General features: G+C 38.5%; 17 protein-coding genes and 2 pseudogenes. 16 read left to right on the forward strand and 3 right to left on the reverse strand.

The genetic code is table 11. The features are described from left to right. Window positions 1-343: 343 nt before the first annotated feature. From HMPREF1514_RS07900 to HMPREF1514_RS09830, 10 genes and pseudogenes are all read left to right on the forward strand, one after another. Window positions 344-949 (forward strand): nitroreductase family protein, encoded by a 606-nt coding sequence (locus HMPREF1514_RS07900; protein WP_003068452.1) that lies wholly within the window; start codon window positions 344-346, stop codon window positions 947-949. A gap of 19 nt (window positions 950-968) precedes the next feature. Further along, window positions 969-2,369: a dipeptidase PepV gene (gene pepV, locus HMPREF1514_RS07905; RefSeq protein ID WP_037598612.1), complete on the forward strand. Its 1,401-nt coding sequence runs from the start codon at window positions 969-971 to the stop codon at window positions 2,367-2,369. A 55-nt stretch (window positions 2,370-2,424) separates the two neighbouring features. Continuing rightward, on the forward strand, window positions 2,425-3,282 hold the full coding sequence (locus HMPREF1514_RS07910) for an SDR family oxidoreductase (protein ID WP_003068455.1): 858 nt from the start codon (window positions 2,425-2,427) through the stop codon (window positions 3,280-3,282). A 9-nt stretch (window positions 3,283-3,291) separates the two neighbouring features. Next, complete coding sequence (locus HMPREF1514_RS07915) at window positions 3,292-3,876, forward strand: uracil-DNA glycosylase family protein (RefSeq protein WP_003068457.1); 585 nt, start codon at window positions 3,292-3,294, stop codon at window positions 3,874-3,876. Window positions 3,877-3,977: 101 nt separating this feature from the next. Then, on the forward strand, window positions 3,978-4,430 hold the full coding sequence (locus tag HMPREF1514_RS07920; protein ID WP_037598553.1) for a MarR family transcriptional regulator: 453 nt from the start codon (window positions 3,978-3,980) through the stop codon (window positions 4,428-4,430). Then, window positions 4,427-5,959 (forward strand): ABC transporter permease/substrate-binding protein, encoded by a 1,533-nt coding sequence (locus HMPREF1514_RS07925; protein ID WP_037598554.1) that lies wholly within the window; start codon window positions 4,427-4,429, stop codon window positions 5,957-5,959. The genes HMPREF1514_RS07920 and HMPREF1514_RS07925 overlap by 4 nt, the downstream gene beginning before the upstream one ends. Further along, window positions 5,956-6,675 carry an ATP-binding cassette domain-containing protein gene (locus HMPREF1514_RS07930; RefSeq protein ID WP_003068463.1) on the forward strand — a complete coding sequence of 240 codons (720 nt, stop codon included), beginning with the start codon at window positions 5,956-5,958 and terminating at the stop codon, window positions 6,673-6,675. Before HMPREF1514_RS07925 ends, HMPREF1514_RS07930 begins: the two co-directional genes overlap by 4 nt. 38 nt (window positions 6,676-6,713) lie before the next feature. Continuing rightward, window positions 6,714-7,679 (forward strand): zinc-binding alcohol dehydrogenase family protein, encoded by a 966-nt coding sequence (locus tag HMPREF1514_RS07935; protein WP_156921878.1) that lies wholly within the window; start codon window positions 6,714-6,716, stop codon window positions 7,677-7,679. Between the two features lie 106 nt (window positions 7,680-7,785). Beyond that, window positions 7,786-8,484 (forward strand): LD-carboxypeptidase LdcB/DacB, encoded by a 699-nt coding sequence (gene ldcB, locus HMPREF1514_RS07940; RefSeq protein WP_037598556.1) that lies wholly within the window; start codon window positions 7,786-7,788, stop codon window positions 8,482-8,484. Window positions 8,485-8,541: 57 nt separating this feature from the next. Further along, window positions 8,542-8,682, forward strand: a pseudogene (locus tag HMPREF1514_RS09830) (cupin); the annotation flags it as partial. A gap of 177 nt (window positions 8,683-8,859) precedes the next feature. On the opposite strand, the gene HMPREF1514_RS07945 reads toward HMPREF1514_RS09830, so the two are convergent. After that, window positions 8,860-9,105, reverse strand: a complete 246-nt coding sequence (locus HMPREF1514_RS07945) for a type B 50S ribosomal protein L31 (RefSeq protein ID WP_003023866.1) — start codon at window positions 9,103-9,105, stop codon at window positions 8,860-8,862. Window positions 9,106-9,209: 104 nt separating this feature from the next. Beyond that, window positions 9,210-10,148 (reverse strand): DHH family phosphoesterase, encoded by a 939-nt coding sequence (locus HMPREF1514_RS07950; RefSeq protein WP_037598557.1) that lies wholly within the window; start codon window positions 10,146-10,148, stop codon window positions 9,210-9,212. Between the two features lie 152 nt (window positions 10,149-10,300). On the opposite strand from HMPREF1514_RS07950, the gene HMPREF1514_RS07955 reads away from it, so the two are divergent. From HMPREF1514_RS07955 to thrS, 4 genes and pseudogenes are all read left to right on the forward strand, one after another. Then, complete coding sequence (locus tag HMPREF1514_RS07955; RefSeq protein WP_003023869.1) at window positions 10,301-10,744, forward strand: flavodoxin; 444 nt, start codon at window positions 10,301-10,303, stop codon at window positions 10,742-10,744. Window positions 10,745-10,877: 133 nt separating this feature from the next. Beyond that, the gene (gene sufB, locus HMPREF1514_RS07960) at window positions 10,878-12,263 is read left to right on the forward strand and encodes a Fe-S cluster assembly protein SufB (RefSeq protein WP_003036119.1); all 1,386 of its coding nucleotides are present in this window, start codon (window positions 10,878-10,880) and stop codon (window positions 12,261-12,263) included. A 483-nt stretch (window positions 12,264-12,746) separates the two neighbouring features. Then, window positions 12,747-13,384: pseudogene (locus HMPREF1514_RS07965) on the forward strand (AAA family ATPase). Further along, window positions 13,377-15,329, forward strand: a complete 1,953-nt coding sequence (gene thrS / locus HMPREF1514_RS07970) for a threonine--tRNA ligase (protein ID WP_037598560.1) — start codon at window positions 13,377-13,379, stop codon at window positions 15,327-15,329. The pseudogene HMPREF1514_RS07965 and the gene thrS overlap by 8 nt, the downstream one beginning before the upstream one ends. A gap of 188 nt (window positions 15,330-15,517) precedes the next feature. Here thrS and HMPREF1514_RS07975 read toward each other — a convergent pair whose 3' ends face one another. After that, entirely contained in the window at window positions 15,518-16,072 is a 555-nt protein-coding gene (locus HMPREF1514_RS07975; protein WP_037598561.1) for a TetR/AcrR family transcriptional regulator, read from the reverse strand. A 133-nt stretch (window positions 16,073-16,205) separates the two neighbouring features. Here HMPREF1514_RS07975 and HMPREF1514_RS07980 point away from each other — a divergent pair, with 133 nt between their 5' ends. Then, window positions 16,206-16,907 carry an ABC transporter ATP-binding protein gene (locus HMPREF1514_RS07980; RefSeq protein ID WP_037598562.1) on the forward strand — a complete coding sequence of 234 codons (702 nt, stop codon included), beginning with the start codon at window positions 16,206-16,208 and terminating at the stop codon, window positions 16,905-16,907. Between the two features lie 14 nt (window positions 16,908-16,921). Then, window positions 16,922-20,287, forward strand: a complete 3,366-nt coding sequence (locus tag HMPREF1514_RS07985) for an FtsX-like permease family protein (protein ID WP_037598564.1) — start codon at window positions 16,922-16,924, stop codon at window positions 20,285-20,287. Window positions 20,288-20,348 lie beyond the last annotated feature (61 nt).

Below are 20,348 nucleotides of genomic sequence, written 5' to 3' on the forward strand. Positions count from 1 at the left end.
TTGTGATATAACCTGCTTGAATTTCTAACTTTAAAAAATTTTTAACTAAAAGCAGAGAATTATATAGTTGTTTACACAAATACAAAGTGTAGTTGTCAAATTTACAAAAATCTTGTTTTAAAATACTACATATTGTGATTGATTTAAAGTGCTATATAATTTCCAAATATTATATTATCTGATAAGATGATAGTAAAAAAGTTTCCAAATAGAGTTTTAAAAAATTAATAAAGAAAAGTGATTATGACCTCCAAATAAAATATTTTAGTTCTCACAAAACCCCTGCAAGCTCTTCCAATTTATGGTAAAATGGAATGAGTATAATAAGAAAAGGAAAGTCCTTATGAAATTTCTTGAATTAAATAAAAAGCGTCATGCAACTAAGCATTTCAATGATAAAGCAGTTGATCCAAAAGATGTGCGAATGGCGATTGAAATTGCAACTTTAGCGCCAAGTGCTCATAATAGCCAGCCTTGGAAATTTGTAGTTGTGCGTGAGAGAAATGCAGACTTGGCTGAGATTGCCTTTAATGCTAATCAGGAGCAAATCAAAGAAGCGCCTGTGACGATTGCTCTCTTTACAGATACAGACTTGGTGCAGCGCGCTCGTAAGATTGCTCGTACTGCTGGTATAAAAAATATGTCTGAAGAAAAATTGCAATATTACATGCAAAATCTTCCAACTCAGTACAGTCATTACACCGAACAGCAAAAGAGTGATTATTTAGCTCTTAATGCTGGATTGGTAGCTATGAATTTAGTGTTGGCATTGACTGACCAGGGCATTAGTTCCAATATTATCCTTGGATTTGATAAGTCAAAAGTCAATCAAGTGTTAGATATTGATGAGCGCTTCCGTCCAGAACTTTTAATTACTGTTGGCTACACAGACGATAAACTGGATCCAAGCTATCGTTTGCCAGTGGATGAGATTATTGAAAAACGTTGATAGAAAGGAATCTGATTTTATGACGATTGATTTTAAAGCAGAAGTTGAAAAACGTCGCGATGCTCTGTTGGCTGACTTGTTTAGCCTTTTGGAAATTAATTCCGAGCGAGATGACACGAAAGCAGATAAAGAACATCCTTTTGGGCCTGGACCTGTTAAGGCTTTGGAAAAATTCTTAGAATTAGCCGCGCGTGATGGTTATTCAACGAAGAATGTGGACAATTATGCAGGGCATTTTGAATATGGCGAAGGAGCTGAAGTTCTTGGAATTTTTGCGCACATGGATGTGGTACCGGCTGGAAGCGGTTGGGATACAGATCCTTATACACCAACAATTAAAGATGGAAAACTCTATGCGCGTGGTGCGAGTGATGACAAAGGGCCAACGATGGCTTGCTATTATGGACTGAAAATCATCAAAGAATTAGGTTTGTCGACGTCTAAGAAAGTTCGTTTTGTAGTTGGTACAGATGAAGAATCTGGTTGGGCTGATATGGACTATTATTTCAAACATGTTGGTCTTCCAGAGCCAGATTTTGGTTTTTCGCCAGATGCAGAATTTCCGATTATCAATGGTGAAAAAGGAAATATTACTGAATATCTTCATTTTGCAGGGGAAAATAGCGGAACTGCGCGCTTGCATAGCTTTACTGGCGGACTTCGTGAAAATATGGTTCCTGAATCTGCAACAGCAGTAGTATCAGGAAATATGCCAAATCTTGTAGATAAATTGGACAAATTTGCTAAAGAACATGGACTTCGATTTGAATACCAAGAATTACCGAGTGGTCAAATAACAATTACGATTGTTGGGAAATCCGCTCACGGAGCATCTCCACAATCCGGTGTCAATGGCGCGACTTATCTGGCGAAATTCTTGACCCAGTTTGATTTTGCAGATTCTGCTAAAGACTATCTTGAAGTGGCTGGAAACATTCTTTTAGAAGACCACGAAGGGAAAGCCTTAAAAGTGGACTATGTAGATGAAAAAATGGGTGCTCTTTCTATGAATGCAGGGGTCTTCCGATTTGATGAAACAAGCGATGACAACACCATTGCTCTTAATTTCCGCTATCCACAAGGAACCAATCCAGCATCAATCAAATCTAAATTGGAAAACTTACCTGTGGAAAATGTGACATTGTCGGAGCACGAGCATGTTCCTCACTATGTTCCAATGGAAGATCCGCTTGTGACAACGCTTTTGAACGTGTATGAAAAACAAACAGGTCTAAAAGGTCATGAACAAATTATTGGTGGAGGAACCTTTGGTCGTCTCTTGAAACGCGGTGTTGCTTATGGCGCTATGTTCCCAGATTATACAGATACGATGCACCAAGCAAATGAATTTATAGATATAGAAGACCTGTTCCGAGCTGCTGCTATTTATGCAGAAGCAATTTATGAATTAATCAAATAAAGCATGTAAACTCAGCTAGAAATAGTTGAGTTTCTTTCAAAGAAAGGGGAATATTATGATTTATACAATTACGAGTGCGACAGGTCAATTGGGGCAAAAGGTCGTTGCCGAAGCACAGAAACAGTTAGACACTAATGAAATTCGGTTATCTGTTCGGAGTCCCCAAAAAGCGAGTCAATATGCAGCAGCAGGGATTGATGTCAGATCAGCTGATTATTTAGATGTAGATTCTATGGTCGCAGCTTGGCGTGGAACGGATATCTTGATTTACATTCCAAGTATTTCTCATCCAAGCATTGTGCGTGTGCCAGAATTTGAAAATTCAGTCGTTGCAGCAGAAAGAGCTGGAGTTAAGCACTTTATCTTTGTTGGATTTTTTGCTGATCAAGTCAATAGTCCATTTCACATGGCAGCTTTCTTTGCTTATGCAAATACTCGTCTAGCATCGGCTGGATTTTCTTACAGCATTATCAAAAATGCTATGTATGCTGATCCATTGGTGCCTTACTTACCTGAGTTAATAGAGCGCAAGGCTGTCATTTATCCAATGGGAAATTCGAAAATGAGCTTTATTTCGCGGGAAGATAGTGCAGTAGCCATTGTCAAACTAGCTATGTCGTCTGCTCTACAAGGAAAAACATACATTTTGACTCAAGGTCGTAACTATACAATGCTAGAATTAGCTGATCTTTTGTCTGAAATATCGGGTCATGAAATTGACTACCAACCGGTGACAGTTGAGGAATTTGCTGCTCTTTATGATCAGCCCAAAGGATTTGGAGTTGTGCTGGCTTCTCTCTACCAAGCTGGGAGTCAAGGCTGCTTGGACATTGTGACAGATGATTTTCGGACAATCACAGGACGGCAGGCAACTGATTTGAAAATTTATATGAAGAAAAATTATCAAAAATAGAGGCAAGGAATGGAAACGCTAGAAGACATTAAGAAAGCTATTATGGTTGATCCACAAAATCAAGTATATACAGAGCGAGGAATTGAGCCGCTTTTTGCAGCTCCTAAGTCGGCGCGGATCAATATTGTTGGTCAAGCTCCGGGTATTAAAGCGCAGGAAACACGTTTATATTGGAATGATAAGAGTGGTGATCGTCTGCGTGAATGGATGGGTGTTGACTATGATACATTTTATCATTCTGGCTATTTTGCTGCGATTCCGATGGACTTTTATTTTCCAGGGCATGGAAAATCAGGTGATTTGCCACCTCGCAAGGGTTTTGCTGAAAAATGGCATCAACAGATTTTAGAATTGTTACCAGATCTGGAATTGACTATTCTTATTGGCCAATATGCTCAGAAGTATTATCTTCATCAAAAGGGAACTGTAAAGTTAACCGATACGGTAAAACATTATCAAGATTATTTGCCAGAATATTTCCCACTTGTTCACCCATCTCCACGAAATCAAATCTGGCTGGCCAAGAATCCTTGGTTTGCAGAGCAAGTGATACCAGATTTGCAGGCGAATGTTCAACAGATTATTTCAAGATGAGCACTTGCTCATCTTTTTTTTGAAACCAAATCTTTGACAAAAAAGGTTCGATATAGTATTATAAATAAACTTCTATATCGTATGTTTTAGAAAGAAGAAAAATGGGTAAAAAAGTAGTCAATAGTGGATTTTACATTGGGAAAATTCATCGTTTATCTAATCGATTAATGAATCATATTTTGTTAGAACGAGGGATTCAAGCTTTTAATGGAGAACAGGGACGTATTTTACACGCGCTTTGGCAAAAAGATTATCAAAGCCAAACCGAACTGTCAGAGCAGACTGGCTTGACGTTGAACACTCTGACCAAAATGATTGACCGAATGATTCGCATGCGGCTTGTGGAACGGTGTTCTCATGAAAAAGATAAGCGGAAAAAGATGATTTGTCTGACAGATTATGCAAAAGGATTAAAAGCAGAATATGATGCAATTTCTGATGAAATCATTGAAATCTTTTACAGTGGTTTTTCTGATCTGGAGATCAGTGAATTTGAGATTTATTTAGAGCGTATTTTAGTAAATTTAAGCCAATCAAGAAAGGATGAAGCATGAACGAGTTAATCAAATTAGTCACCAATCAATGGCAGTTTCTGTTAGGTCTTATCTGGGATCATGTCTGGATATCGGGTTTATCTATCTTACTTGCTTTGATTTTTGGAGTTGGACTTGGGATTTTTATTAGTTTCAAAAAAAGCTGGGCTGGAGTCGTTATCGGTTTAGTGAATATTCTTTATACAATTCCCTCTATTGCACTTTTAGGGATTCTGATTTCGATTACGGGGATTGGTAATAAGACAGCAATTGTAGCATTAACCTTATATGCCCTGTTACCAATGGTACGGAGTACTTATACAGGCATTTCTGGTGTTGACCCGCTTCTCATTGAAGCAGCAGAAGGAATGGGTTCTACACGCAAGCAGATTTTAACCAAGGTGCAACTGCCCCTTGCCTTTCCAGTTATGATGGCAGGTTTCCGTAATATGGTTACAATGACCATAGCTCTTGCGGGGATCGCTTCTTTCGTTGGTGCTGGCGGTCTTGGTGTAGCAATTTACCGTGGGATTACGACTAATAACCAAACCCTAACTTTGGTCGGAAGTGTTTTAGTCGCCCTGTTGGCATTGGTCTTTGATTTTCTTCTTTCTTTGGTTGAAAAATCAATCCTACGTCATAAAAAAGTATCTAAAAAATGGTTAGCTGTTTTCAGTTCTATAGTTCTTTTGATGGCAGGAACCATCGCATTTTTCCAAATGAATCCAATGGGCGGAACCGTGAAAATTGCGACCAAACCACAGACAGAAAACTATATCTTAGGTGAAATGCAAAAGCAAGTTATTGAACAATACACCAATCTTAAGGTCAAAATGACTAAAGGTGTCGGTGGTGGGACTGCCAATATTCACCCGGCTATGTTGAAAGGTGATTTTGATATTTATGCAGAATACACCGGTACAATCTGGGAAGTTATTCTTAAAAAATCAGGTTCATATGATGAAAGTCAATTTAAGATACTTGAAAGTCAATATCGTAAAAAATATCAATTAGAATGGGCAAATACATTTGGATTTAATAATACGTATGGTTTGGCAGTTCGTAAGGATATTGCAGAAAAATACAATATTAAAACTTTTAGTGATCTTGCAAAAGCAGGTCCCAATTTAACCTTTGGTGCAGAATACGATTTCTTTGGTCGAGAAGACGGTTTTGCCCGATTGCAATCAACCTATGGTATGAAATTCAAGTCGCAAGTGGACATGGATAGCGGACTGAAATATCAGGCAGTTAAATCTGGCAGAGTGGATGCAATTGATATTTTCACTACAGATGGACAGCTTCATGGAGCAAATCTCGTCGTTTTGAAAGATGATAAAAAAATCTATCCTTCTTATCAAGCAGGAACAGTTGTTCGGTCAACAACTCTTAAAAAATACCCTCAATTGAAAAGAGCACTGGCTAAATTAGATGGTATTTTGAACGATAGCAAAATGGCAGAATTGAACCACAAAGTAGAAAATGATAAAGAAGAACCTGCTAAAGTTGCTCATGACTATCTTGTAGAGAAAGGAATTTTGAAGAAATGATTGAATATAAAAATGTCAGCAAATTTTACGGAAACCGCGACATTATCAAACAATTAGATTTAAAAATTGAAGATGGAGCCTTTCTGACGATTGTAGGAACTTCTGGTTCAGGAAAAACGACATTGTTAAAGATGGTAAATGGTTTGGTCAAGCCGAACCAAGGGCAAATCCTTATCAATGGTCAAGATGTTCAAGACACGGATTTGATTGAATTGCGGCGGAAAATTGGTTATTCTATTCAGGGAAACGGCTTGTTTCCGCATTTGACAGTTGCTGAAAATATTGCTTACGTCTTAAATTTGCAAAAGAAAAGTCAAGCAGACATTGACCGGATTGTAGATAAAAAATTAGCTATGCTAGGCTTGGAAAATGATTTGAAAAATCGTTATCCGTCTGCTCTTTCTGGTGGACAGGCTCAACGAGTGGGGATCGCACGTGCATTAGCTGCAACTCCTAATATTTTGCTAATGGATGAGCCTTTTGGAGCAGTGGATGCTATTACGCGCTATCAACTGCAGCATGAGTTGAAATCCTTGCACGAAGAAACAGGAATTACCGTTATTTTTATTACGCATGATATAGCAGAGGCTCTAAAATTAGGCACTAAAATCTTGGTGTTAGATATGGGAGAAATTCAGCAATATGGCACGCCAGAGGAAATCAAACAACAGCCAGCTAATGAATTTGTAAGAAAATTGCTCGAATTAGCTAGTTAAAATCTATGTTTGCGAATAGGGAATAGGAGGTTTAACTAATGAGAAATAAAATGAAAGCAATGGTGATTTATGAGCCAGGCGGTCCAGAGAAATTTGTTCTAGAAGAACGAGCTATCCCATCTGTAAAAGAAGGATGGACCTTAGTCAAAATCAAAGGTTTTGGTATCAATCATTCAGAAATTTTTACTCGGAAAGGTTTATCTCCAACTGTTCAATTCCCTCGTATTTTAGGAATTGAGTGTGTAGGACAAGTAGTTGAAACGACAAGGAGAGATTTGCAGGAAGGGCAAAAAATTGTTTCTATTATGGGCGAAATGGGACGTGCGTATGACGGTTCTTATGCTGAATATGTATTACTTCCAAATGAGCAGATTTACCCTGTAGACAGTCAATTATCTTGGGAGGAATTAGCAGCAGTACCAGAGACCTACTATACTGCTTTTGGCTCCTTCAAAAATATGCAGATAAAAGAGGGAGACTCAATCTTAGTCCGAGCTGCAACGAGTGGTGTTGGGTTAGCCTTTTTAAAGTTAGTAAAAGCACAATTCCCACAGAATCGTGTAGTTGGTGCAGTTCGTTCTCTTGCTAAAAAAGATTTGCTTCAACAGCAAGGCTTTGATGAAATTATTTTAGATGAAAGAGGAGTTTTGCAAACTGAGGAAAAGTTTGATAAAATCCTTGAATTAGTCGGTCCGGCTACTCTAAAAAATTCATTTGACCATATTCAAAGTGCAGGAATTATCTGTAACACTGGTCAATTAGGTGGCAAATGGTATGTAGAGGAGTTTGATCCAATCGTAGAAATAAGAAACAATAGTTATTTGACTAGTTTTTATTCAGGAAATGTGCATCAGCAGCTTATTGATGAACTTTTTAGCTATATTGATGCTTATAAAATCAATGTATCTCCTCAACGAATCTTTTCGTTAGAGCAAATCCCAGCAGCCCATTCTTATATCGAAAGTCAAGCGGGATTTGGTAAAGTGGTTGTACTAAATAATTAACTATAAAAAAATTAAAAGTATGCAATTGCATGCTTTTTTGAATTGACAGATAGTATATCTACGCCTATAATGAAAATTAGTAAATTCTATAAATGAGGCGATACAGATGAAAAAAAGGATTGGCATTTTATTGTTAGCGAGTTTGTTTCTTTTGACAGCTTGTGGAGGAAAGAAAACAAATGTGAAAACGAAACAAGAAGGAAAAGCTGTATCTGCAAAAGTTAGATCCTCTGAGCAAACAAAGAAAAAAACAAAAGTTCATTATAATGGTTCTTACTATAGTGTAAAAGGGAAATACGATGAAATTGTTATCGCAAATAAACATTATCCATTATCTTCAGATTATAACCCCGGTGAAAATCCTACTGCTAAAGCAAAATTGCTGGAATTGATTGCTGCCATGCAAGGTGAGGGTTATCCTATCAGTCATCAATATAGCGGTTTTCGTAGCTATCAAATGCAAGTGACACTTTATCAAAATTATGTCAATAAAGATGGAAAAGAAGCAGCGGATCGGTATTCTGCTCGGCCTGGCTATAGTGAACACCAAACAGGCTTAGCTTTTGACTTGATTGGCACCGACGGAAATCTAGTGACAGAAAAAAAGGCTAGTCAATGGCTTTTGAAACATGCAGCCGAATATGGATTTGTTGTGCGTTATCTAAATGGAAAAGAGAATGAAACTGGATATATGCCAGAGCAATGGCATCTTCGTTATGTTGGAAAAGAAGCAAAAGCGATTGCAGATTCAGGGCTATCTTTAGAAGAATATTACGGTTTTACTGGGGGAGGTTATAAGGATTAAAACGTTTCAGCATTAGAAGAGTACAATAAGAAATGGTAGATAGGAGAAGAAAGAATAGTTCCTAAACACAAAGCTGATGCTTTGGCGACTGTTGTCTGTCTAGAAGGAAAGATTGATTTTACAGCATCTGGAGAAATAGTCCAACTTGTTCCCAGAAATTTTTTAATCATGGGACCCAATGAGCCTCATAGTTTATAGGGTTTCAAAGATAGCCATATATTGATTATTCAACAATTAAAATACTGAATGCGAAGAAAGAGTAAAAACTTGGAAATCATAATGTAGTAGATTCCAAGTTTTTTGATTGTACTAAAAAACCTTTCCCAAAATGGAAAAGGCTTAATATCAACATTTTTTGTAATGTGAATATGATTCTTATTTGAGACCGTATTTTTTGTTGAAACGATCCACACGTCCGTCTGCTTGAGTGAATTTTTGGCGTCCAGTATAGAATGGATGTGAATCTGATGAAATTTCCACACGGATTAGTGGATAGGTATTTCCATCTTCCCATTCGACAGTTTCGCTAGAATACTTAGTAGAACCACTAAGGAATTTGTAGCCAGTTGAAGTATCCATAAAGACAACAGGACGGTATTCAGGATGAATATCTTTTCTCATTTAAAAAAATTTCCTTTCTGCCATGGTCTCTCTGCGAGCCATAGATTCATTACTTTGATAGTTTACCAAATTTTACCGATTTTGACAAGTCTTTTCTCTCAATTTTAGTGTCTTTTTGCCAATTCTTTTAATTCTTGGTAAATTTTTTCGATTTCTTCTGTAGAGTAAGCATTGGCACCGCTAGCAAGTGGATGACCGCCTCCATCATGTTTTTTAGCCACTTCATTGATAGGGATAAATTTACTCCGTAGACGAACTCGGTAATTGCCATTTTCTTGTTCAACAAAAATTCCCCAAAGTTCAACACTGTCAATCCGCCCTGGAGCTGAAACGATAGCAGAAGTATCGGCATCTGTTAACTGATTGGATTTGAGAAGTTCTTGAGTTAAAATAACACGAGCTGCACCATTTTCATCGACTTCTAAATGATCGTAAACGTAGCCTTGAAGTTTAGCGATTTGATAGCTGAAAGAGTCCATTTTCCGAGCCAAAGCAGCAAAGTTAAAAGGGTATTCGCGAAGTTTGCTGGCGATAGCCATAGTTCGGGCAGTTGTGGCAGGATATAGGAAACGCCCAGTATCACCAACGATTCCAGCATAAAGTAACTTAGCAGAATAATCATCTAATTTTAGATGATTTTCTAATGCAAAGAGAGCAATTAACTCACTAGCGCTACTTGAGCTAGTATCTACCCAAGCAATGTCTCCATAAATATCATCGTTTGGATGATGATCGATTTTGATGAGAAAGTCTCCTTTACTGTAGCGTTCATCATCAATTCGTGCAGTATTTGCTGTATCGCAAACAATCACTAAAGCATTTTTGTAATCATCGTCTGAAACATTATCCATTTTGGCCAACCAAGCAAGAGTTGGTTCAGTTTTTCCTGCTGCTTTAATCTTTTTCTCTGGAAAATTGACTTGAAGTAATTTTTTTAAACCGACTTGACTTCCTAATGCATCGGGATCGGGTCGCATGTGACGATGGATGATGATTGTATCATATTCTTTAATTTTATGTAAAATTTGCTTGAAAATTTCCATATTCTAACCTCCACTCTACCTTCTATTTATTGTATCATAAGGTAGCTATTTTAAAAAGTAAAAGTGAGGAGCAACCAACCTTCAAGAGGTTTCAAGTGCAACTATTTGTTCAATATGTTATAATAAATTGATAGAATTTTTTGGAGGAAATTATGGCATTAGCAAAAATTGTATTTGCGAGTATGACAGGAAATACAGAAGAAATTGCAGATATTGTAGCTGATAAATTAAAAGAACTTGGTTTAGAAGTAGATATTGATGAATGTACAACGGTTGATGCAGAGGAATTTCTAGAAGCAGATATCGCAATCATTGCTTCTTACACATATGGTGACGGTGAGTTGCCTGATGAAATTGTTGATTTTTATGAAGATTTAGCTAGTCTTGACTTGACCGGAAAGATTTATGGTGTTGTCGGATCGGGCGATACATTCTATGATGAGTTTTGTAAGGCCGTAGATGACTTTGATCGTGCTTTTGCGGCAACAGGTGCTGAAAAAGGCGCTGAAAATGTCAAAGTCGATCTATCAGCAGAAGATGAAGATATTGAAAATCTGGAGAAATTCGCTGAAGCATTAGCCGAAAAAGTACGGTAATCATGTAAGAAGGCTGGGAAATTTTCCTAGTCTTTTTTAGCTTAATTTATTATATTTTAGGCATATATTCTGACATTTCTAATATAGAATAGTATAATAAGAGAAGATAATTTGTATCAATGGGAGGAATGAGATGACGAAAGTACGAGATTATGCTTTTGGATTTCATGACGATGTGAAGCCTTTGTTCTCGACAGGTAAAGGTTTGACAGAAGAAGTTGTTCGTGAAATTTCTGAAATTAAAAATGAGCCGCAATGGATGTTGGATTATCGCTTGCGTTCTTTAGAATTGTTCCATAAGTTGCCCATGCCTGATTTTGGACCAGATTTATCCGGCATACGATTTGATGATATTATCTATTATCAAAAATTAAGTGGAGATCGGGCTAGAAGTTGGGATGAAGTGCCAGATGAAATAAAGAAAACCTTTGAGCGTTTAGGTATTCCTGAAGCAGAGCGCCAATTTTTGTCAGGAGCTGTTGCTCAATATGAATCTGAGGTAGTCTATCATAACATGAAAGAAGAATTTGCCAAGCAAGGCATTATCTTTACCGATACCGACACGGCAGTACAAGAATATCCGGATTTGGTGAAAAAATACTTTGGCACAGTCATTTCTAATGCAGAGCATAAGTTTTCCGCTTTAAACAGTGCAGTTTGGTCGGGTGGGACCTTTATCTATGTGCCAAAAAATGTTCAATGTCAGGTGCCGGTTCAGACATACTTTCGTATCAATGGAGAAAATGCTGGTCAATTTGAACGCTCGCTCATTATCGTAGAAGAGGGTGGCTCTATTCAATACATTGAGGGCTGCACAGCGCCGACTTATACGACCAATAGTCTTCATGCTGCAAATGTAGAAATTATTGTTAAAAAGGATGCTTTCTTCCGCTATACAACGATTCAAAATTGGTCGGACAATGTTTATAATCTGGTGACCGAGCGTGGAACGGTTGAAGAAGGCGGTACTCTGGAATGGATTGACGGAAATCTAGGCAGCAAGGTTAATATGAAATATCCTTGTAGCATTCTTAATGGTCGCAATGCAAGAACTTCGGTCCTTTCTATGTCCTTTGCTAATTATGGTCAGCATTTAGATGCAGGCTGTAAAGTTTATCACAATGCGCCAAAGACTTCTAGCACATTAATTTCTAAGTCTGTTGCAAAAGACGGAGGTAAGACAGATTATCGCGGTCAAGTCCGTTTTGGCAAGAATAGTGCTGGTTCAAAGTCTCACATTGAGTGCGACACGATTCTTATGGATGGTGAATCCAGCTCAGATACCATTCCATTTAATGAAATTCACAATTCGAATGTTGCACTGGAACACGAAGCTAAGGTTTCTAAGGTTTCGGAGGATCAGCTTTATTATCTCATGAGCCGTGGCATTAGCGAAGAAGAAGCAACGGCTATGATTATCAATGGTTTCATGGAACCGATCACCAAAGAACTTCCAATGGAATACGCAGTGGAGCTCAACCAACTCATTAACATGAGTATGGAAGGCTCAGTAGGATAAAAGTAAAAACAGTCGTGAGGCTGTTTTTTTGTGTTCCTGATTGAAATAAAAGAAATAAAAAAGCACCGAATCGGTGCGCACTTTTTAAGTTGAGTACGGACAAAGCCTTATTTTAACTTGCTGTGCTGTTTCGAATGATTCCAAAACTAACCTATTCTTTTCTTCCAAATTCCCAAAATTCCCAAAAATTCATACACAACCCATCTGATTATAAAGCTTGCAAATTTTTTTAATCGTGCTATAATATTTCTTAGAGACATACCGCTGGTTGGAATTTTTTAGAGAACGCGTGGGGCTGGAAAGCGTGTAGAGGAAGGCAGTTGGGACTACTCTAAAGTAACTTTTATGCAAACATAAAACGGTGGCTACGTTAAAGCCAGTCTGAGGTGTAGGTCTTTTTGATATGCACGAATGAAGGTGGAACCACGTTGCGACGTCCTTTTATGGATGCCGCTTTTTATTTTGTCAGAAGGAGGAAGAATTATGCTTTATATGATTGGCGGATCGCCTTGCAGCGGGAAGTCAACAATTGCTTCACTTCTTGCTAGACAGTATCAGCTGCTTCATATCAAGCTGGATAATTTGGTAGACGAGATGATGAGTCAAGCAAGTGTAGACTCACGGCCGATTTGCCTTCTTAGACAGGACAGAAATCCGGAACAAATCTGGATGAGAAATCCAGAAGAGATGGCAGATGAAGAATGGCGCTTTTATGAAGAGATTTTTCCTTATGTAAAATCTTACTTGATAAAAAATCAAGATAGACCACTCTTGGTGGAGGGGGCAGGACTTTTGCCTCACTTGGTAAAGGAGCTTGAATGGCCAGCGTCTTCCTATCTATGCTTGACTCCGACAGCTGATTTTCAGAAAAAGCATTATAAACAGAGAGAATGGGTTCCTTATGTCTTAGAGGGAACAACTAATCCTGAGCAGGCTTTTGAAAACTGGATGCAGCGAGACATTCTTTTTGCCCAAATGGTTCGAAAGGAAGCGATGGAATTAGGCTATCCTAGCCTCATAGCAGATGGTAGTCAATCAGAAAAGCAGACTGTGGAAGAGGTTGCTCGGCTTTTAAAATTGTCCAATATAGAATAGATATTAAAGGAGAAAATTATGATTAACATTACTTTCCCAGATGGCGCTGTGCGTGAATTCGAATCTGGCGTAACAACTTTTGAAATTGCTCAATCTATCAGCAATTCTCTTGCTAAGAAAGCCTTGGCTGGTAAATTCAACGGCAAACTCATCGATACCACTCGTGCCATTACAGAAGATGGATCAATCGAGATTGTGACACCTGACCACGAAGACGCTTTGGATATCTTGCGTCACTCTGCCGCTCACTTGTTTGCGCAAGCTACTCGTCGTCTCTTCCCAGAGATTCACTTAGGGGTTGGTCCTGCTATTCAGGATGGTTTCTACTACGATACGGACAATACAGCTGGTCAAATCTCTAACGAAGATCTGCCTCGTATCGAAGAAGAAATGAAGAAGATTGTCAAGGAAAATTTCCCGTCAATCCGCGAAGAAGTGACAAAGGATGAAGCACGAGAAATTTTCAAAAACGATCCTTACAAGTTAGAATTGATTGAGGAGCATTCAGAAGACGAAGGAGGTCTTACAATTTACCGTCAAGGTGAATATGTGGATCTCTGCCGTGGACCTCACGTACCGTCAACTGGGCGTATTCAAATTTTCCATTTGCTCAATGTAGCAGGTGCTTACTGGCGTGGGAACAGTGACAATGCTATGATGCAACGGATTTATGGAACAGCTTGGTTTGATAAGAAAGACCTAAAAAACTATCTTCAAATGCGTGAAGAAGCCAAGGAACGTGATCATCGTAAGCTCGGTAAAGAGCTTGATCTTTTCATGATTTCTCCTGAGGTTGGGCAAGGTCTTCCATTTTGGCTTCCAGATGGTGCGACTATTCGTCGTATCGTAGAACGCTATATTACAGACCGTGAAGTCAATGATGGTTACCAACATGTATATACACCACCACTTGCAAGTGTAGAATTATATAAAACTTCTGGTCACTGGGAACATTACCAAGAAGATATGTTTCCACCGATGGATATGGGAGATGGTGAACAATTTGTTCTTCGTCCGATGAATTGCCCACACCATATTGAGGTTTATAAAAACCATGTTCATTCTTATCGTGAGTTACCTATTCGTATTGCGGAACTTGGTATGATGCATCGCTTTGAAAAATCAGGTGCACTTTCAGGACTCCAACGTGTTCGTGAAATGACCCTAAACGATTCTCACTTATTTGTCATGCCGGAGCAAATTCAAGAAGAGTTTAAACATGTACTGGATTTGATGATTGACGTTTACAAAGACTTCAACATCACCGATTATCGTTTCCGTCTGTCTTATCGTGATCCGAATGACAAACATAAATATTTTGACAATGATGAAATGTGGGAAAATGCTCAACGCATGCTAAAAGGAGCAATGGATGATTTAGGTTTGGACTATTTTGAGGCAGAAGGCGAAGCTGCTTTCTACGGTCCTAAGTTGGATGTTCAAGTAAAAACAGCTCTTGGAAATGAAGAAACTCTTTCCACTATTCAATTGGACTTCTTGCTACCAGAACGTTTCGACCTTCATTATGTCGGAGCAGACGGTGAAGAGCATCGTCCAGTCATGATTCACCGTGGTATTGTGTCTACTATGGAGCGCTTTATTGCTTACTTGATTGAAACATACAAAGGTGCTTTCCCAACTTGGCTTGCTCCTCATCAAGTGACAGTCATTCCGATTTCTAATGAAGCACATGCTGACTATGCTTGGAAAGTGGCGAAAGAACTGCGCAATCGTGGTGTCCGTGTGGATGTCGATGAACGCAATGAAAAAATGCAATACAAGATTCGTCAAAGTCAAACTCATAAAGTTCCTTATCAATTGATTGTAGGGGACAAGGAACAAGCAGATGGTACGGTGAATGTCCGTCGTTATGGCAGCAAACAAACGCATACAGAAACACTTGCAGAATTTGTAGACCATATTTTGGCTGATATTGCTAGAAAATCACGCATAGATGATAAGGACAACTAAGCTAAAAAGTAGATGATAGGTTGCAATGATGACATGACTGGTTATAAAGATATGCAATAGAACATCATAGTTTGTATGCTGTCGTCTCATTTTACAACCTTTCAATTTCTGAGCTTTAGAAAAAATGTATATCAAAAACTCTATTTCTAATTGAGGAAATCCCTTTTATAGAAATAGAGTTTTTTAGTTTACAATCGCCAAGCATCGTAATCAAAGGTTTGTAAAATCATATTCGTCATTTCTTCAGGCGTTTCTTTAGTGCCGCTTGAAATCCAGAGTGAGATAATGCCCTCTATGCTAGATAGAAAAACTTCAAGTGCATATTTTTCAGAAATGGGGAAATTTTCTTTTAAAAAGTGTTCGGTTTGAACTTTGTGCTGATCGTTCGTTAAAATACTAAGCATAAATTCACGGATTGTTTCACGGAAATTGAGGTAATGACTTTGAGAAACAGCATAAATTAGGTCGTGGTTTTGTTGGAGATAGCTTAGATTGGTAATGATTAGGTCATGTGTGTTTGTAGTTTCTTCAAAATTTTTACGTAATTGGGTAATAATTTCTTCTTTTAGTGTTTCAATTAGGTCGAATTTATCAAGATAATGAAGGTAGAAAGTTCCACGGTTGATACCTGCTCGTTGACAGAGTTTACTAACGGAAATTGTTTCAAATTTTTCTTCTAACAAGAGCTGAATGAGGGCTTCTCTGATATGCTGCTTGGTTGCTGTTTGTCGATTTTGTACCATAATACTCCTTAAATGAACACTCTGTTGATAATTGATGATTGCCTTTATGTTAAGTCTATTTTATAATAAAGATAGGATTCAATCAACAGTTTGTTTATTTAATTGGACATGGAAACTGAAAGAGGAAAAGGCGATGGCTTATATTGAAATGAAGCATAGTTACAAACGATATCAAATGGGAGACACAGAAATCATTGCTAACAATGACATCTCTTTTGAAATTGAAAAAGGTGAGCTAGTCATCATTCTTGGAGCTTCAGGCGCTGGAAAATCAACGATTTTGAATATTCTTGGTGGAATGGACAGCAATGACGAGGGAGATGTCCTGATTGATGGGCAAAATATAGCACATTACAACGCTCACCAGTTGACGGACTATCGGAGAAATGATGTTGGTTTTGTCTTTCAATTTTATAATTTAGTTCCTAATCTGACGGCGCTAGAGAATGTTGAGCTGGCTTCAGAAATTGTTCAAGATGCACAGGATGCAGCAGAAGCGCTAGCAGCAGTTGGCTTGGAAAATCGTCTCAATAATTTTCCTACTCAATTATCTGGTGGCGAGCAGCAACGTGTTTCCATTGCGCGTGCCGTGGCAAAAAATCCTAAAATTTTGCTTTGTGATGAACCAACAGGCGCGCTGGATTATAAAACAGGTAAGCATGTGTTGCAAATCCTTCAAGATATGTCACGTAAACAAGGTGCGACAGTGATTATTGTGACCCATAATAGTGCCTTAGCTCCGATTGCAGACCGTGTGATTCATATGCATGACGCACAGATACAGTCCGTCACTTTGAATGAACATCCTCAAGATATTGCAAGTCTAGAGTATTAGTGAGGAGTGGTGATATGAAAAAATCCATTCTAAATAAGGACATCAGGCTCTCTTTTCGTCAGTCCAAAGGACGCTTTCTGTCTATTATGTTTTTAATGATGTTAGGTTCTTTTGCGTTAGTAGGACTGAAAGCAGCCAGTCCAGACATTGAAAATTCAGCCAATCGTTATCTTTCGCAGATGAAAATGATGGATGTGGCAGTGATGTCAGACTATGGTATTAGCAAAGCTGATCAAAAAGAACTGAATGCAATTCCAAATACATATGTGGAATATGGCTATTTTACGGATACGGTGATTGGGGACAGCTCTGCGTCTGTCCGCGTTTTCTCCAAAACAGATAAAATATCCCAATTTAAACTGGTTTCAGGTCATTTTCCAAGCAAGGAAAATCAAGTGGCTTTGGCTAGTTTTTATCAAGGAAAATACAAGATTGGCGATAGTATTACTTTAAACGAGGAGGGAACCAATGATTATGCTTTAAAGCAACATACCTTTACGGTGACAGGGTTCGTCAATTCAAGTGAATTAGCTTCGACGATTTCTCTTGGCAATTCTAACTCAGGGAGTGGTACCTTATCTGCTTATGCAGTGGTGATGCCAAAAACATTTCAAAGTGCAGTCTATACAGTCGCGCGTTTGAGGTATGATGATTTAAAAACACTCAACTCCTTTGGGGATTCCTATAGGAAAAAGGTAAAACAGCATGAAGATGAGTTAGAAAAGCTACTGGCTGATAATGGAAAAAAACGTTTATCAGAGATAAAAGCCCAAGCACAGACAAAAATTGCGGACGGAGAAGCAAAAATTCAAACTTCTCAACAAGCATTGGCAGATGCCCAGCAGCAACTAAGGAATGCGCAGGATCAAATTGATCAAAAAAGAGCAGATTTAGAGGTTGCTCAAGGTCAACTAACTGAAAAAGAAAGCTTGCTTGCACAGGGCGCAGCTCAAATTGCACAGGCTGAACAAATTTTAGCAAGCTCGAAAGCAAAATTGGATACAGCCGCTGCTCAACTTTCTTCAGGTTGGGCACAATTGAACCAAATAAAAGCCCAATTAGATCAGGCGGCTAGTCAGTTGTCTGCTGCAAAAGAAAATGTAACAAATACTCAAGCTACATTAGCCATAGCGCAGGCGGAATTGGAAAAAGGTCAAGTTCAATTAGCAGCAGCTAAAGCGGATTTGCAGAAAAAAATGACCGCGCTTCAAGCACAAGGAATTGATCCAGCAACAGTGCCTGAAATTGTGGCAGCACAAACTCAACTAGCACAAGAAGAAGCGAAATTAAATCTTGCTCGTGCAGAATTAGAGAAAAAGCAGGCTGAATTTCAAGCTGGATTGTCACAGTACCAAAGCCAAGAAACGGTTTATCAAACGGGACTTGCCCAATACCAATCTGCTGTCGTGACATTGCGTGCGAAACAAGCTGAATATGACGCAGGCTTGGCTCAATATCAAAGTGGTCAGGCAACCTTAAGAGATAAGCAAGCCGAGTACCAAGCAGGCCAAGCCCAATTGGCGCAAGCAAAACAACAAATTGCAGATGGTCAGGCGCAATTGGATCAAGCTCAGGCGACATTGAACGATAAAAAAACTGAATATGCGAAGCAAAAGAAAGATGCTGGAACAAAAATAAAAAATGGTCAAGCGGACATTCGAAAGGCAAAAGATGAAGTAGCTAGTTTGTCTGTGCCAACCTACCGTGTGTATACACGCCGTACATTTCCAGGAGCGGACGAGTACACAACAACTGGCAATCGTGCTTATGGCATCTCAGCCGTAGGGAATGCTTTTCCGATTGTACTGTATCTGGTAGCGGCCCTTGTAACAGTCACAACGATGACACGTTTTGTCAGCGAAGAACGCACAAATGCTGGCGTTTTAAAAGCCTTAGGTTATCGAAACCAAGATGTCGTTAAAAAATTTGCCGTCTATGGCTTGGTTTCAAGTTTAATCGGTTCAGTAATTGGAATTTTAGCGGGGACTTATTTCTTACCTTATATTTTAGGGAAAACTATTTTTAAGACATCAACTTATCCAGCTTTGCGATTAGACTTTTATTGGGAAATTAGTCTCATTGCTCTTTTATGCTCGGTCTTGTGTGGCGTCGCACCAGCCCTCTATATTGCACATAAAGAATTGAAAGAAAAGCCGTCTCAATTATTGTTACCCAAGGCGCCTACCAAAGGCTCAAAAATTTTGTTAGAGCGGATTGACTTCATCTGGCGTCGGCTTAGCTTTACGCAAAAAGTGACGGCTCGAAATATCTTTCGTTACAAGCAAAGAATGCTGATGACCATTTTTGGTGTGGCAGGCTCCGTCGCCCTCTTATTTGCCGGTTTGGGGATGTCTTCTTCCATGGAAGGTATGGGAAATCGGCAGTATGGAGAAATTATCAAATACGATGCGGTCATTTCGCAAAAACAGCATCTCAAATTAGACGAGCAAGCAGCAATCAATCATTTATTAGCAGATAAAAAAATAGCTAAAAAACGCGGTATTTATCAAGAAATATTTACCAAAAAAATCAAGGGTGCTAAAGATGAACAATCTCTCGCGTTATTTGTGACAACAGGCAAGGATTTTCATCATTTCATAGAGTTATATGATAGTCAAAGCAAAGCGAGCTTGAACTTGTCTTCGCATGGAGCGGTCATTTCTCAGAAATTAGCAACCATTATGCATGTTTCTGTTGGAGATACTTTTGAGGTGACATCCGACGAAGGAAAACGCTATAAAATCAAAGTTTCTGGTATCGCTGAAATGTACGCAGGGCATTTTATCTTTATGAATCAGGACTATTATCAAACGGTATTTGCTCGCAAGTTCCAAGAAAATGCTTATCTGATAAAATTAAAAGATTCCTCTAGTAAAAATGTACAAGATACCGCAGCAGCTTTCATGAAATTAACAGGCGTGCGAGCAGTCGTACAAAATACAGGTATTTTGGAACAAATTGATGTCATTGTCAAATCTCTTGGCTTTGTGATGCAGATTTTAACTGTTGCCTCTATTTTACTAGCCATTGTGATTCTTTATAACTTGATGAATATCAATGTTGCAGAGCGGATTCGAGAATTATCAACGATTAAAGTATTGGGATTTCATAATAAAGAAGTCACGCTTTACATTTATCGAGAAACCATTCTTTTGTCTGTTATTGGTATTATCGTAGGCTTGTTTTTGGGGAATATCTTACATCGCTCCCTTTTAGAGACGATTGCCCCAGACGCCTTTCTTCTCAATCCGGCAGTATCGGTATTTGTATATCTTGTACCAGTCTTTTCTATCATCATGATTTTGATTGTCTTAGGATTTATGGTCAATGCAATATTGAGACGCATTGATATGTTAGAAGCATTGAAGTCGGTAGATTGATGAGGCAGTAAAACTTTCACTCAAACTTGGGAGTGGAAGTTTTTTCTTGGTTTGTTATAAT

The organism is Streptococcus sp. AS20 (genome assembly GCF_000524255.1).
In the GTDB taxonomy this organism is placed as follows: Bacteria; Bacillota; Bacilli; order Lactobacillales; family Streptococcaceae; genus Streptococcus; species Streptococcus constellatus.

What these genes read in the sequence shown, in the direction of transcription:
- ldcB (WP_037598556.1), top strand. Translation starts at nt 7,786, where the DNA reads ATGAAAAAAAGGATTGGCATTTTATTGTTAGCGAGTTTGTTTCTTTTG.
- sufB (WP_003036119.1), top strand. Translation starts at nt 10,878, where the DNA reads ATGACGAAAGTACGAGATTATGCTTTTGGATTTCATGACGATGTGAAG.
- HMPREF1514_RS07950 (WP_037598557.1), bottom strand. Translation starts at nt 10,148, where the DNA reads ATGGAAATTTTCAAGCAAATTTTACATAAAATTAAAGAATATGATACA.
- HMPREF1514_RS07925 (WP_037598554.1), top strand. Translation starts at nt 4,427, where the DNA reads ATGAACGAGTTAATCAAATTAGTCACCAATCAATGGCAGTTTCTGTTA.
- pepV (WP_037598612.1), top strand. Translation starts at nt 969, where the DNA reads ATGACGATTGATTTTAAAGCAGAAGTTGAAAAACGTCGCGATGCTCTG.
- HMPREF1514_RS07935 (WP_156921878.1), top strand. Translation starts at nt 6,714, where the DNA reads ATGAGAAATAAAATGAAAGCAATGGTGATTTATGAGCCAGGCGGTCCA.
- HMPREF1514_RS07955 (WP_003023869.1), top strand. Translation starts at nt 10,301, where the DNA reads ATGGCATTAGCAAAAATTGTATTTGCGAGTATGACAGGAAATACAGAA.
- HMPREF1514_RS07900 (WP_003068452.1), top strand. Translation starts at nt 344, where the DNA reads ATGAAATTTCTTGAATTAAATAAAAAGCGTCATGCAACTAAGCATTTC.
- HMPREF1514_RS07920 (WP_037598553.1), top strand. Translation starts at nt 3,978, where the DNA reads ATGGGTAAAAAAGTAGTCAATAGTGGATTTTACATTGGGAAAATTCAT.
- HMPREF1514_RS07945 (WP_003023866.1), bottom strand. Translation starts at nt 9,105, where the DNA reads ATGAGAAAAGATATTCATCCTGAATACCGTCCTGTTGTCTTTATGGAT.
- HMPREF1514_RS07985 (WP_037598564.1), top strand. Translation starts at nt 16,922, where the DNA reads ATGAAAAAATCCATTCTAAATAAGGACATCAGGCTCTCTTTTCGTCAG.
- HMPREF1514_RS07975 (WP_037598561.1), bottom strand. Translation starts at nt 16,072, where the DNA reads ATGGTACAAAATCGACAAACAGCAACCAAGCAGCATATCAGAGAAGCC.
- HMPREF1514_RS07910 (WP_003068455.1), top strand. Translation starts at nt 2,425, where the DNA reads ATGATTTATACAATTACGAGTGCGACAGGTCAATTGGGGCAAAAGGTC.
- HMPREF1514_RS07930 (WP_003068463.1), top strand. Translation starts at nt 5,956, where the DNA reads ATGATTGAATATAAAAATGTCAGCAAATTTTACGGAAACCGCGACATT.
- HMPREF1514_RS07915 (WP_003068457.1), top strand. Translation starts at nt 3,292, where the DNA reads ATGGAAACGCTAGAAGACATTAAGAAAGCTATTATGGTTGATCCACAA.
- thrS (WP_037598560.1), top strand. Translation starts at nt 13,377, where the DNA reads ATGATTAACATTACTTTCCCAGATGGCGCTGTGCGTGAATTCGAATCT.
- HMPREF1514_RS07980 (WP_037598562.1), top strand. Translation starts at nt 16,206, where the DNA reads ATGGCTTATATTGAAATGAAGCATAGTTACAAACGATATCAAATGGGA.